This is a genomic window from Saccharopolyspora elongata (genome assembly GCF_004348985.1).
Taxonomy (GTDB): domain Bacteria; phylum Actinomycetota; class Actinomycetes; order Mycobacteriales; family Pseudonocardiaceae; genus Saccharopolyspora; species Saccharopolyspora elongata.
Map to the genome: position 1 here is coordinate 20,932 of NZ_SMKW01000001.1, position 12,625 is coordinate 33,556.

Annotated in this window: 12 protein-coding genes; 9 read left to right on the top strand and 3 right to left on the bottom strand. The window is 69.9% G+C overall.

Going from position 1 to position 12,625, the window contains the following annotated elements; translation table 11 throughout:
- Positions 1–178 precede the first annotated feature (178 nt).
- Positions 179–1,972: a 2-isopropylmalate synthase gene (gene leuA, locus E1288_RS00120; protein WP_132479050.1), complete on the top strand. Its 1,794-nt coding sequence runs from the start codon at positions 179–181 to the stop codon at positions 1,970–1,972.
- A gap of 187 nt (positions 1,973–2,159) precedes the next feature.
- Here the strand turns inward: leuA and E1288_RS00125 are convergent, their stop codons facing one another.
- Positions 2,160–2,849 (bottom strand): DedA family protein, encoded by a 690-nt coding sequence (locus E1288_RS00125; RefSeq protein ID WP_132479052.1) that lies wholly within the window; start codon positions 2,847–2,849, stop codon positions 2,160–2,162.
- 141 nt (positions 2,850–2,990) lie between these two features.
- Between E1288_RS00125 and E1288_RS00130 the strand changes: the two genes are divergently transcribed.
- From E1288_RS00130 to E1288_RS00160, 7 genes are all read left to right on the top strand, one after another.
- A complete protein-coding gene (locus tag E1288_RS00130; protein ID WP_132479054.1) occupies positions 2,991–4,226 on the top strand; it encodes a mandelate racemase/muconate lactonizing enzyme family protein in 1,236 nt (411 codons plus the stop codon).
- Between the two features lie 545 nt (positions 4,227–4,771).
- Positions 4,772–5,026 carry a hypothetical protein gene (locus tag E1288_RS00135; protein ID WP_235883238.1) on the top strand — a complete coding sequence of 85 codons (255 nt, stop codon included), beginning with the start codon at positions 4,772–4,774 and terminating at the stop codon, positions 5,024–5,026.
- Complete coding sequence (locus E1288_RS00140; protein ID WP_132479058.1) at positions 5,002–6,642, top strand: alpha-amylase family protein; 1,641 nt, start codon at positions 5,002–5,004, stop codon at positions 6,640–6,642. The genes E1288_RS00135 and E1288_RS00140 overlap by 25 nt, the downstream gene beginning before the upstream one ends.
- Before the next feature lie 121 nt (positions 6,643–6,763).
- On the top strand, positions 6,764–7,081 hold the full coding sequence (locus E1288_RS00145) for a type VII secretion target (RefSeq protein ID WP_132479060.1): 318 nt from the start codon (positions 6,764–6,766) through the stop codon (positions 7,079–7,081).
- A 27-nt stretch (positions 7,082–7,108) separates the two neighbouring features.
- On the top strand, positions 7,109–7,579 hold the full coding sequence (locus E1288_RS00150) for a hypothetical protein (RefSeq protein WP_132479062.1): 471 nt from the start codon (positions 7,109–7,111) through the stop codon (positions 7,577–7,579).
- Positions 7,580–7,650: 71 nt separating this feature from the next.
- Positions 7,651–7,968, top strand: coding sequence for a type VII secretion target (locus E1288_RS00155; protein ID WP_132479064.1), 318 nt, complete (start codon positions 7,651–7,653; stop codon positions 7,966–7,968).
- Between the two features lie 21 nt (positions 7,969–7,989).
- The gene (locus E1288_RS00160) at positions 7,990–8,745 is read left to right on the top strand and encodes a hypothetical protein (protein ID WP_132479066.1); all 756 of its coding nucleotides are present in this window, start codon (positions 7,990–7,992) and stop codon (positions 8,743–8,745) included.
- A 44-nt stretch (positions 8,746–8,789) separates the two neighbouring features.
- Here the strand turns inward: E1288_RS00160 and E1288_RS00165 are convergent, their stop codons facing one another.
- Both E1288_RS00165 and E1288_RS47810 read right to left on the bottom strand, forming a co-directional pair.
- Positions 8,790–9,431 carry a hypothetical protein gene (locus E1288_RS00165; protein WP_132479068.1) on the bottom strand — a complete coding sequence of 214 codons (642 nt, stop codon included), beginning with the start codon at positions 9,429–9,431 and terminating at the stop codon, positions 8,790–8,792.
- A gap of 156 nt (positions 9,432–9,587) precedes the next feature.
- Positions 9,588–10,610, bottom strand: coding sequence for a hypothetical protein (locus E1288_RS47810; protein ID WP_207954093.1), 1,023 nt, complete (start codon positions 10,608–10,610; stop codon positions 9,588–9,590).
- Between the two features lie 127 nt (positions 10,611–10,737).
- Here E1288_RS47810 and E1288_RS00175 point away from each other — a divergent pair, with 127 nt between their 5' ends.
- Complete coding sequence (locus tag E1288_RS00175; RefSeq protein WP_132479070.1) at positions 10,738–12,267, top strand: ATP-binding protein; 1,530 nt, start codon at positions 10,738–10,740, stop codon at positions 12,265–12,267.
- The last annotated feature ends 358 nt before the right edge of the window (positions 12,268–12,625 follow it).

The window sequence follows — 12,625 nt, forward strand, 5'->3', positions numbered from 1 at the left end:
CCACGATGTGGAAGGGGTGCTTGCATTTCGGGCCACTACTGCGGTTAGCCTAGTTCCGTGGCTCGCGTTCTCCTGCTTCGAAGCCGCGACGGGGTCTCCTAGACCGGCCCCTCGTCGCGGGGTTCGAACGCGCCGGTCGTCGGTCCAGACCCGGTAATCGCGCAGGAGAACCTTTCGGATGAGCACCAATACGCCCGACCCGCAGGCCCCCTTCGGCGGCAAGGTGCGGAAGCCGTCCCGGCCCGCCCCCGCCGACCAGCAGCCGTGGAACCCGCAGCTGGGCAGCTCGATGCCCGCCCACCGCTACCGCCCCTTCCACGAGCTGGTCGAGAACGTATCCCTGCCCGACCGGACCTGGCCCGACAAGCGGATCACCAAGGCCCCGCTGTGGTGCGCGGTCGACCTGCGCGACGGCAACCAGGCGCTGATCGACCCGATGTCGCCCGCCCGCAAGCGCCGCATGTTCGACCTGCTCGTGCAGATGGGCTTCAAGGAGATCGAGGTCGGCTTCCCCGCCGCCAGCCAGACCGACTTCGACTTCGTCCGCGAGATCATCGAAGACGGCGCGATCCCCGACGACGTCCGCATCCAGGTGCTCACCCAGTGCCGCCCCGAGCTGATCGAGCGGACCTTCCAGTCGCTGGAAGGCGCGCCGCAGGCGATCGTGCACATCTACAACTCGACGTCGATCCTGCAGCGCCGCGTGGTGTTCCGCGAGGAGCGCGAGGGCATCAAGAAGATCGCCACCTCGGCAGCCGAGATGGCCGTGGAACTGGCCGGCAAGTACTCCGACACCGACTTCCGCTTCCAGTACTCCCCGGAGTCCTACACCGGCACCGAGCTGTCCTACGCCGCCGAGGTGTGCGACGCGGTCACCGAGATCTGGCAGCCCACCCCGGAGCGGCCGGTGATCCTGAACCTGCCCGCCACCGTCGAGATGGCCACCCCGAACGTCTACGCCGACTCCATCGAGTGGATGCACCGGAACCTGGCCCGGCGCGACTCGGTGATCCTGTCGCTGCACCCGCACAACGACCGCGGCACCGGCATCGCCGCCGCCGAGCTGGGCTACCAGGCCGGCGCGGACCGCATCGAGGGCTGCCTGTTCGGCAACGGCGAGCGCACCGGCAACGTCGACCTGGTGGCGCTGGGCATGAACCTGTTCAGCCAGGGCATCGACCCGCAGATCGACTTCTCCGACATCGACTACGTCAAGCGCACCGTCGAGCACTGCAACCAGCTGCCCGTGGCGGAGCGGCACCCGTGGGGCGGCGAGCTGGTCTACACGGCCTTCTCCGGCAGCCACCAGGACGCCATCAACAAGGGCCTGGACGCGCTGCGCGACGCGGCGAACCAGGCCGGCACCCCGGTGGACGACCACCCGTGGGAGGTGCCGTACCTGCCGATCGACCCGAAGGACGTCGGCCGCACCTACGAGGCCGTGATCCGGGTCAACTCGCAGTCCGGCAAGGGCGGCGTCGCCTACATCATGAAGACCGAGCACCAGCTGGAGCTGCCGCGCAAGCTGCAGATCGAGTTCTCCAAGGTGGTGCAGGCGCACACCGACTCCGAGGGCGGCGAGGTCAGCCCGACGGCGATGTGTACGGCGTTCTCCAGCGAATACCTGGAGGCCACCGCGCCGCTGAAGCTGGTCCGGCAGCGCGCCACCGGCGAGAACGGCAACGAGTCCATCACCGCCACCGTCGTCGTGGACGGCGAGGAGCAGGAGATCACCGGCGCCGGCAACGGCCCGGTCTCGGCCTTCGTCGACGCGCTGAGCAGCATCGGCTACGACGTGCGGGTCATGGACTACCACGAGCACGCGCTGACCGCCGGTGACGACGCGCGCGCCGCGGCCTACCTGGAGTGCGCGGTGGGCGACGAGATCTTCTGGGGCGTCGGCGTCGACACCTCGACGATCACCGCGATGCTGCGCGCGGTGGTATCCGCGGTGAACCGCGCCAACCGCTGACCGACGAAACGCGAACGGCCCGTTCACCCCGTCTGGCGGAGTGAACGGGCCGTTCGCTCGTTCGGAGGGTGCGGCAAAGGCGGCGAGCTGTTGCGCCAGCTGCGGGTCACCCCGGGATGGGGACGGTTTCGCGCGAAAACGGCATTCGCCAGGCGCAGCCGTGACGGTTTCGCGCGAAAACGGCGCCTCAGCGCACCGAGGCGTCGGTCTCGGGCTCGGCGCCTTCGGCTTTCGCGGATTCGTCGGCCTCGCCCGAAACCTCGGTTTCTTCCAGTTCTTCCTCGTCGTCCTTCTCCGCGCGACGACGCACCACGTGCACGATCAGCCAGCCGATGACGACGGTGACCAGCAGCGCCACCCACGAGAAGCGGTGGAACCACTGCCCGGCGACCACGCCGAAGATGTAGGCCAGGGTCGTCACCGTGCCCGCCCACGCGATGCCGCCCGTGGCGTTCGCGATCAGGAACTTGCGGTACGGCATGCCCAGGATGCCCGCCAGCGGACCGGCGAGGATGCGCAGCAGCGCCACGAACCGGCCGCCGAACACCGCCCACGCGCCATAGCGGTCGAACGCGCGTTCCGCCTGGCGCACCGGTTTCGGCCCGAAGTGCTTGGGCAGCTTGCGACCGAGCCAGCCCAGCAGCGTGCGGCCGTAGCGCTTGCCGACCGCGTAGCCGACCGAGTCGCCGATGATCGCGCCGCTCGCGGCGACGATGCCGAGCACCACTGGATTCGCCACGCCCTGCGACGCCGCGACCCCGGCACTGACGAGCATGATCTCGCCGGGCAGCGGGATCCCCACGCTTTCCAACCCGATGATCAGCCCGACCACCAGGTAGATCACCCCAGGGGGGATCGTGTCCAGCCACTCGATCATGTACGTCCATTCCGGTCCGGGAACGCGTCGCGCGGTCGCCGAAACGACCGGCGCCATCGGCCAGGGTACGTACCGGGGCCGGGTTGGTGTCATCGACGACGCAGAAGACGTGCGCATCTTTGGCGGAGCACAGCGGTAGGTGTGACGGTAGCCACACAGCAGTCGCGAGCGGCCTGGGGAGGTGCCGCCCGCGATGCCCTGGGGGAGGGCGTTTTGCGCATCATCGGCATCCGCAGCATCCCGGTCGCCGTGCCGTTCGACACCACCGAGAGGTGGGCCGCCGGCAGCCGCCGCGGCCTGGTCAGCGTGCTGATCGAGATCGACACCGACGAAGGCATCACCGGCCTCGGCGAGGCCCCGGCGTATCCGTCGGCCGAGATCGTGCTCGCCGCGCTGCGCTGGGTCGAGCGGTTCGCCATCGGCGAGGACCCGTTCCGCACCGAACGCATCGCGAGGCTGATCGACGTCACCGGCACCTCGAACCGCGCGGGCACCACCGGCCCCGCGACGGCCGCCATCGACATGGCCTGCTGGGACATCGTCGGCAAGGCCTGCGACCAACCGCTGGTCAACCTCTTCGGCGGCCCGCTGCGCGAGGAGGTCGAATACGTGCACTACGTCCCGGCGGGCCCGCCGGAGTGGATGCGGGAGCAGGCCGTGCGGGGCGCCGCAGCGGGCTTCGAGAGCTTCTACGTCAAGGTCGGCGCCGCCGAGCAGGCCACCGACGTCGCACGGGTGGCCGCGGTCCGCGACGGCATCGGCGCCGGGGCCGCGCTGCGGATCGACGCCGACGGGGCGTGGTCGCCCGCGGCCGCACTCCGCGTCCTGCGCGCGCTGGAGCCCTACGACATCGAGTTCGCCGAGCAACCGGTCTCCGGCCGGAACCTGCCGGAGATGGCCCGGTTGCGCGCCCGCACGGGCGTGCCACTGCTCGCCGACGCGGCGTCGCGCACGCGGCACGACCAGCTGGACGTGATCAGGCAGGGCGCGGCGGACGCGATCTCGGCGGACAACGTGCTGGACGGCGGCCTGCTGAACCTGAAGCGCTCGGCCGGGATCGGCGAGGCCGCGGGCATCCCGGTCGTCAAGCAGAGCCTCGGCGAGCTGGGCGTGGCGACGTGCGCCGCGGCCCACCTGATCGCCGCCACCCCCGGATTCCCCTGCGCCAACCAGTCCTACGGCCGGTTGCTCGCCGACGACGTGGTCGAGGACGGGCCGCTGCGCTATCCGGGTGGTCGGCTGCGCCTGCCGGACCGACCGGGCATCGGGGTCCGGCTGGATCGCGACCGGCTGGCCCGGTACGCGGAGTTGTACCAGGTCGCGGGGCATGAGTACGGCTTCGCCGAACCGTCGGGAGGGACCGAACCGCCGGCCTGAATACACCAGAAGTCGCATTTCGCTGAGCCGAGGATCGGCGTCCGGTCCGGTGAACACACTCGACCAAAGATGGTATTGCGCTTTCCTCCGAGTCGGCACCATTGATGACGTCGCGGGATGCCAGGCGACGCCCCTGGGGAACACGGGGGCAGGGGGAGACGGGCCGGAGACGGGGGAAACGTCGGGGACACCGGCCCCTCCCCCTGTTCCTTCTTTTTTGTTTCCAGACTCACCTTGCGTGGCGGTGCCGGTAGCGGAACCTCAGAGGCCTTCTCGCTGTGGGATCCCCGACCTCATGAATGACCAATTCACCACGTCGGGGCTGTCCTCGCGAGAAGACCTCTGAGAACCCGCGGCGGTGCAAGGTGCGTAGGTGGGCTAAGCGGCTGCGCCGCTTCAAAGACAACAACCCGCCCTGCCGCTCGACGCAGCAACGCCGTCGCGGACGCTGCACGCCTCTACCACTCGATCGGTCTACCGGACTTGATGTCGGGCTGCCGCCAGGGTTCAGTCAGGCACCGAAATGCAGCAGTGTTGAGGTGGACATGTGGCCGACCGAGGACCCGACCGAACAGCTCCGCTGGCGAATCCCGTGCACCACACCGGTCGATTCGGGCAACATGACGGTGCTGGTCGTCGGAGATCGGGTCGCCGTGGTGCTGCCGCCGGGCGAGACGCTCGTCTTCACTGCCGATGAAACCGATGACCTCGCAGCGCTGCTGGACGAGGCCGCCGGCTACCTGTCGCGCGGCGCCGAGGGATCGGAGGCACCGGCGTGGCCCTCATCGACACCGACCTGAGCTTCGACCCGCGCGACCCCTACTTCCCCATCCCCGGCGCCGCCGGCGTGGAGTGGGCGGTGCAGGTGTTCACCACGACCAACGGCTACAGCATCGACGTCGAGCGGGCGCACGTCCGGGAAGGCGACCGCGTCCACGTGCACGCCGACCGGTACGCGCGGCTCGGCCAGCAGGTCCCGGTCGAGGCCGGCGAGGCCGACATCGAGGTGACCCGCGCGGCCGGCGTGCTGGAGTGGGCCATCACGGTCCGCCACGACGAACCGATCAAGGCGGTGAAGCTGCTGCTGCGCGGCCTGCCGCCGGAGCAGCTGCGGGCCGGCTGGTGGACGCCGAACACCGGGCGCGGCTGGGCGCACGGCGTCAACGGCCAGCGGTTCCAACTGGAATACCCGGGCTCGGACTGGGCGACGCCGTGGGTGGCGGCCGGGGACGAGGCGAACGGGCTGGTGCTCAGCGTCCGCGATCCGCTGGTGCGGCGGAAGATCCTGCACGTCCACCAGCCCCCGTACGCGCCGGGGCCGATCGCCGAGCTGGTGCACGTGCCGTCGGCGACGGCGCGCTCGACGACCTGCCGGGTGCCGTCGGTCCGGCTGCGGCTGGGCACCACCGGGCACAGCGCCGACGCCGACCTGGACGAGCACCTGTCCTTCGTGGAGGGTTCGCAGAACCTGGTGCCGTGGTCCTCCCGCCCGGACGTGCCGGACTGGCTGCGGCGGACCGCGCTGGTGGTGACGCTGCACGGCCAGCACTGGACGGGCTACGTGTTCAACACGTTCGCTCAGATGGCCGAGTCGCTGCGATTCGTCGCGCGGCACATCGATCCGAGCCGCGTACTGGCCTACCTGCCCGGCTGGGAAGGCCGCTACTACCACGCCTACCCGCGGTACCGGCCCGGCGAAGACCTGGGCGGCGCAGGGGGTTTCACCGAGCTCGCGCACACCGCGCGGCAGCTCGGCGTGCGGCTGATGCCGATGTACGGCGGGCACGGCGCGAACGTGGTCGAGTACCCGGCGTGGGAGCGGGCGGCGCTGCGCAACGACACCAACCGCTACGTGGAACTGCTGAACCGGCCGGACTGGGACGGCGACCGGGTCGGCGAGGGCGATCAGGTCTTCCTCAACCCCGGCGAACCGGAGTTCCGCGCGCATCTGGTGGAGTCGATCTCGGCGATGGTGCGGGACTTCGGCGTCGACGCGGCATTCCTGGACACCCTGGGCTACTGGTTCAACGACCCGCGCTACGAGGTGATCGACGGCTACCGCCGGCTCGCCGACGAGCTGCACCACCGACACCCCGGGCTGGTGCTCGCCACCGAGGGCTGGTGGGACGCGCTGACGGCGATCTTCCCGCTCAGCCAGCAGTGGTACGGCGCGGACCGGGACCTGCGCAAACCCCGCGTGCTCACCCGGTACGCCCGCACCACCGGCCACCTCGCCGAAGGAACGCCGGGGCGGGGCAGCACGGGCGTGCACGAGAAGGGCTTCCTGCACCGGCCGCCGGACGTGGCCCGCGAGGCCCACATCCCGGTCGTCGGCATCGCCGACGACACCCTCCCGGCCCACGCCGAGGAGATCGCGGCGATCTGCCGCTGGGCCCAGGAGCACGCCCCGGAGTAATGCGCAGACGATCAACATTTGCGCAGGTCGCTGGCTAATCATCATTCCCGCCGTCAGGTTCGAGCCCAACGACGGAACTCGGGTGTGCCGCACCCGAGTCGGCTTCGGGCGAGGTTGTCGAATGAGAATGGTCAAGGCAGAAACAAGCGACTTGAAGGCTGCGGGCTCGACGGTGGTGTCGGCGGCGGAGTCGCTGCGCGGGACCACGGACGGGCTGGTGCTGGACTCCGCCGCGCGCGACATGACCGGCTCGATCACCGCGGCGCTGCTGCCGAGCTTCGCGGCCGAGTGGCGGCAGAACGTGCAGCAGCTGGCCGCTGCCGTGCGCACGACCGGCGAGCACCTGCAAGCTGCGGCCACGGTGTACTCGGCGCTGGATCGCAGTGCGGCCGAAATGCTCGCCGACCTCGAACTCGCCGTCCTGGGCGGTGGTGAGTGATGGACGTCAAAACCCTCGACGGCTGCGATGTCGGCAAATTCGACCAGTGCGCGGCGGAAGACCAAGTCGATCGACGTGGACCACCTGCTCACCAACGATCCGGGACTCAGCGATGCAGTCGAGAAGAAGATCGCCGAGCACAAGTCGGCTTGGAAGAAGGAAGCCGTTGAAAGCTTCCACAAAACCGGAGGTCAGCCGATCGTGCTGGAGAAGAACCTCGGCAAGTGGGACGGTCGCACGGCAGATGCGATAACCGACTGGTACGCGATCGGCTCGTACCAGTACACGATGACCGGACTCGTGAAGGCCACACCGGACGCCGACGGAAACCCGAAGGTGAGCTTGGACTACCAGGTCCATGCCACGGATCGGTACAACTGGGACAACCTGAAGTTCGACCCCATGCCCGACTTCATCCAGGGCATGGGCCACCGCGTGGGCACCTCGCAGGAATACATGCGCGGCACCAGCAAGCTCCGCTCCATCCCGCTCGACTGACCACGCCGCTGCTAGCCCGGCGGGCGCAGACCTGCGCGAAACCCGGCCACCACTTCAGGGAAGGAATTCGCATGCCGACTCACGACGGCCTCAAGGTGTTTCCCAACGCACTGCGCTTGGACGCGCAAACCTGGGAGGCAGCATCGAAGAAGATCCGCACCGCCGCGAAAACCGCCGACGGCCTCGACCTGACGATCGAGCATTTCGGCTTCCTCGCCGACGAACTCGGCGCTACTGCGGTGTACCAGGAACTGCAGGAGAAACTGGTGCTGCTGCTCGACGGGGCCGCCGCCAACTCCGCGGACGTGTCCGAGGCGCTCGAGAAATGCGCGAGCACCTACGAACGCCAGGACGAAGACTCCGCGACGAAGCTCAGCCAGACCAACTGACGGAAGGGAAAGGCCCGCCTCATGTCCGCAACCGCGACGGCCGACCAGTTCTCGGCCGTCCTCGACAAAGCCCAACACCTGCTCGGCCGCCTCGAACGGATGTCCGGCGAGGTGGTCTCCGCCGTCGAGTCGAAGGCCAAGGCCTTGCCCGGCGTGATCGCCGACAAGGTGATCTGGACGCTGGAGCAGTCCATCAAGCCGTACAACGACGGACTCCAGCTGATCAGGAACTACCTGAGCCACCCGGGCGACGCCGATGCCCTGCGCAAGGCATCCGAGGCGTGGAACTCCGAGGTCGGGGGCGTCGCGAGCGATCTCGCCGCGACGATATCCACCCAGTTCCTCAAAGCCGACGACGCGTGGGAGGGCAAGGCCGCCTACACGTACAAGCAGACCATTCCGGGGCAACAAGAAGCGCTGAAGTCGATCAAGACGATCACCGACGCGCTCATGGATGCGCTCACCGAGCTGGCATCGGCGGTGACGTCGTTCATGTCCGCCATCGCGATCGCAACCGGAACGCTGGCCGCCGCAACGGGAACGCTCATCATGGCCGGTCTGGCATCGTTGCCCGGCCTGGTGGTCTGGTTCCTGTCCTGCGCGACAGCGGTGTTCGCGTCCCTGTCCTCGGCCGGCGAACAGCTCTCGAGCTTCGCGAAGACCGTGCGGACTCAGATGGCGGCGCTGAAGAAGCAGCTCGAGAACAACGCGACGTTCCCGAACGGCGAGTGGCCGAGGCAGACGACAGACCTGTCCGACGGCATCACGCCGCTGTGACCAGGAGGCTGCCGCGGATCCTGCGGCAGCCTCCAACCGCGCCGTCAGGACCGGCCGCCGCCCAGCGGAAGTCCCAGCGAATCCCAGACCCGGTGCAGATCTGGCGCCAGCATCGGCATATCGGCCCGGGCCACTGCCGATTCCGCTCGCGCGAACACAGCCCTGAGCTCGGCGGCGAGCTCCGCCGAGTTCGCCCGGGCCAACCAGTCCTGATCGACGTCGACCCGCACGACATCCCCGCCGATCAAGTGCAGTCCGACGGGACCGCCGGAACTGGCCGGAACGTGATTCGCCGACAGGTGCCGCTCCAGGTCGTCCAGGTGCCGCTCGACTTCCTCCAGCAGACGCAGCGCCCCGTCCAGGTCGCCGGGGGCGGTCGGCGGGACGGGAGCCGGAGCTCCTGTCGACTGCTCGCCGACGAGCCCTTCGGTGCGGCGGTCGTCGACCAGCGCCGTGCTCCGGGCGCGCAGCACGGCATCCCCGAAGCTGCGCGGATCGAGGTTCCGCCGCCAGTCCTGGGCCACCTCCACCCACCGGACCGCGCCCGCCTCGTCCACGGAGACCGACACGCTCGCCGTCTCGTCCCGACCGGTGCGAAGTCCGTCTTCGCCCCGCGGCTCATCCCGCCTTCGCGCCTCGCCCGCGCACATCCACGACTCTTCGGGGTACTCCGATTCGTCGGTCATCCAATCCGGCATCTGCGATCGCCTCTTCTCACCCGGGAACAGACCCTCCCCGGTTGCCCCGGGGAGATCGCGGTTCACGGTGCCGCGCGCGGAATCGACGCACCAGGAAACTTCGGATCGGGTGATCGGCTGGTGATGGTTCTGCCACCGTTCGGCCTACGGCCAGGTGACCCCTGCGCTGTTGAGTCCCGTGGCGCTGGGGTCCTTGAACATGGCCGGAACCGGCGAGGTGCCCTCCTCGGCGACGGTCGCTGCGACGTAGCTGCGTCCGGGCTCCGGGCGGATCAGGACCGGGCCGCACGTGACCGTCTGGCCGGGCGCGGTGAAGGCGGTCTGGCAGTGGTGCAGGGTGCCGGGCACCCGCTGCTTCGCGGTGGCGTCGCGCAGCCACAGGTGGACCGCGACTTCCGGCGCGGCCTCGACCGCGGTGACGCGGACCGAGATCCGCACACCGTCCGGAACGGCCGTGATGCACGGATCCAGCTTCACCGGGCCGCGTTGGAACTCTCCCCTGCACTGCTGTGCGATCAGGTCCGCCTGGACCTGGGTGGCGGGGCTCGCGACGATCGGCGTCGCGGCCGAGATCTCCTCGCCCGGGCGCAGCAAGAATCCGACGACCCCCGCGACGACCAGGAGCACGGCCATCACTGCCGCTGCGACGAGCGCCGAGCGCGCACGTCGGCTGCGGATCGGCTCCAGGTCCCCGGCCTCCGCACCAGCCACCTCGTCCGGCGCTGCTTCGAGGCGAGACGCACCTGGCTGGGACGATTGCTCCGGCCGAGGCTCTGGCCGTGGGGCTTCCTCCGTCGCCTCGGGCTCGCGGTCATACGGCTGCGCGAGTTCGTTGCGGCGTCGGCACCAGTACGCGACGAGCTCGTCGACTTCCTGGCCGAGCACCTCGGGATCGGGGAGCTGGTGGCGGTTCGCCGCCGCGTAGCGCATGCACGCGCGAACGAAGGCCGCGGTCACCTCGGCGGTCGGCAGCACCGAGCCCGACACGGCGTTGCGGAGCGTGCTGGTGGAGAACGGTTCGCCGAGCTGCCTGGTCTGCCGCGCCAATTCCTGAAAGCTCGGCCCGCCCGCCTGCCTACGCAGGATCCGCAGCTCGTGCGCGAACTTCTGGAGCGGCCCCTCATCCGGATCGATGGCGGCCTCGCGGCGTCCGGGCCTACCCGTCATCTGCGGCTCCGATTCTCCCAGCGGAAATGAACGGACAATTAGCAACCCCACGACCTCGTTGGATGTTAATCATCAGCCGGGACAGCTTGATCGCAGTCACCGGAAACTCCACCGAGGAGGCAGGAAGATGCGATCAGGCCGGCACTCCGATTCCGTCCGCGTCCGGACCGAACCCGGCAGCGCGTTGGGGCGGTTCGCCCTCGGGCTCCAAACGCTGCGGCAGCAGGCGGGGAATCCCAGCTACGAGACGTTGTCGTACGAAACGTCCCGGCTCGGGCACAGCTACTCCGACACGTCGCTGCGCAATGCGGCGGCGGGAAAGCAGCTGCCCACCTGGGAAGTCACCGAGATGTTCGTCCGCGCGTGCGTCTCCTACGCGCACACCAATCCGGAGCGCGTTTCGGATGCCGCGCGCTCCTGGACCGCCAAGGAGCTCGCCGCGCAGTGGGCGCAGCGCTGGCGGCTGTTGCGGCACCCGCCGGAGACCACCGAGGCGGCCGCCGAACCGGTGACCGCGGCGAACGGCCTGCCGGCCGAACTCACCACGTTCTTCGGGCGGGAACGGGAACTCGCCGAAGCGCAACGGCTGCTCGCCCGGGCCAGGCTGGTCACGCTGGTGGGCATCGGCGGGATCGGGAAGACCCGGCTTTCGCTGCGGATCGCCGCCCGAGCCGCCCGGCACGGTGCGCGGATGGTCGAACTCGCGGACGTGGACCAGTCCGGGATGCCGATCGGTGCCGTCGCGTCCGCGCTCGGTGCCGAGGGATCGGACCTGCCCGCGGTGCTGGACTTCCTCGCCGGCGAGCAGCTGGTGCTGGTCCTGGACAACTGCGAGCACGTCCTGGACGGATGCGCCGCGCTGACGCGCGTGCTGCTGGAGGCCGCACCGCAGCTGCGGATCGTGGCCACCAGCCGCCAGCCGCTCGGCGTCACCGGCGAGCACACCCTGCCGGTCGGACCGCTGCCCGTCGATTCCGGGGAGCCGGCCCGCTGCGATGCGGTCCGGCTGTTCGCCGACCGGGCGGCCGCGGTGGCACCCGGATTCGCGCTGACCGCCGGGAACCGCGAGATCATCGCGCAGGTGTGCCGCCGACTCGACGGCATACCGCTGGCCATCGAGCTGGCCGCGCGCTGGATGCGGGTTCTCAGCGCCGAGGACCTGCTAGAACGGCTGGGTGAGGAGTTCCGCCTGCTCCGCGACGGCGATCGCAGCGCCAGCGGGCGACACCGCACGCTGCGCGCGCTGTTCGACTGGAGTTGGGACCTGTGCTCGGCGGCGGAGCAGGCGATGTGGTCGCGGTTGAGCGCTGCGGAGGGCGACGGCCCGCTGGAGCTCGCCGCGGACGGGCTGGGCGGCGCGGAAGCCTTCGACGCCGTGGTCGGCCTGGTGGACAAGTCCATCCTGACCAAGGCCGGAAATCAGTACTCGATGCCGGGCACCCTGCGCCGGTACGGGCGGCAGCGGCTGGCCGAGGCCCGCCCGGCGCGGGGACCAGGCGGTCAGCCCGCCGGGAAGATCCAGTGCTCGGCCGACGCGCTGGTGGCCCACACGAATCCGCCCGCGCTGGCCACCGGGAGCGCGGTCAGGTTCTCCCCCAGCGGGCGGCGTTCCGAAGTGGACACCGCGATCGGCAGCTCCTCGTCGATCAGCCCGTAGACCGCTCCGCCGGTGAGCGCCGTCAGGCGGAACGCCCGGTCGCCCTCGGCGCTCTCCCACAACAACCGGCCGGACCGGATGTCGAGCAGCGTGACGCCCTGGTCGGAGTGCACCGCGCCGAGGCCGCTGAGCCGGTCGTACGCCAGCTCCTGGTGGAAACCGGACCATCGGTGGCCGCGTTCGACCGGGAGCGTCCAGGCGATGGCCCCGCTGGCCGGGTCGTGCGCGACGATCGCGAAGGAACCGATTCCCAGCTGCCAGTGGATCAGCATCTTGCCTTCGGCGAACCCGATCACGTCGGGCGCCTCGGCCGGGCCGTCCTCGCCAGGCGGCGCGATGTCCTCGGTCCGCCACAACT

Excerpts from the sequence above, each read along its gene's own strand:
- leuA (WP_132479050.1), top strand. The coding sequence starts at position 179 with ATGAGCACCAATACGCCCGACCCGCAGGCCCCCTTCGGCGGCAAGGTG.
- E1288_RS00125 (WP_132479052.1), bottom strand. The coding sequence starts at position 2,849 with ATGATCGAGTGGCTGGACACGATCCCCCCTGGGGTGATCTACCTGGTG.
- E1288_RS00135 (WP_235883238.1), top strand. The coding sequence starts at position 4,772 with ATGTGGCCGACCGAGGACCCGACCGAACAGCTCCGCTGGCGAATCCCG.
- E1288_RS00145 (WP_132479060.1), top strand. The coding sequence starts at position 6,764 with ATGAGAATGGTCAAGGCAGAAACAAGCGACTTGAAGGCTGCGGGCTCG.
- E1288_RS00150 (WP_132479062.1), top strand. The coding sequence starts at position 7,109 with ATGTCGGCAAATTCGACCAGTGCGCGGCGGAAGACCAAGTCGATCGAC.
- E1288_RS00155 (WP_132479064.1), top strand. The coding sequence starts at position 7,651 with ATGCCGACTCACGACGGCCTCAAGGTGTTTCCCAACGCACTGCGCTTG.
- E1288_RS00160 (WP_132479066.1), top strand. The coding sequence starts at position 7,990 with ATGTCCGCAACCGCGACGGCCGACCAGTTCTCGGCCGTCCTCGACAAA.
- E1288_RS00165 (WP_132479068.1), bottom strand. The coding sequence starts at position 9,431 with ATGACCGACGAATCGGAGTACCCCGAAGAGTCGTGGATGTGCGCGGGC.
- E1288_RS47810 (WP_207954093.1), bottom strand. The coding sequence starts at position 10,610 with ATGACGGGTAGGCCCGGACGCCGCGAGGCCGCCATCGATCCGGATGAG.
- E1288_RS00175 (WP_132479070.1), top strand. The coding sequence starts at position 10,738 with ATGCGATCAGGCCGGCACTCCGATTCCGTCCGCGTCCGGACCGAACCC.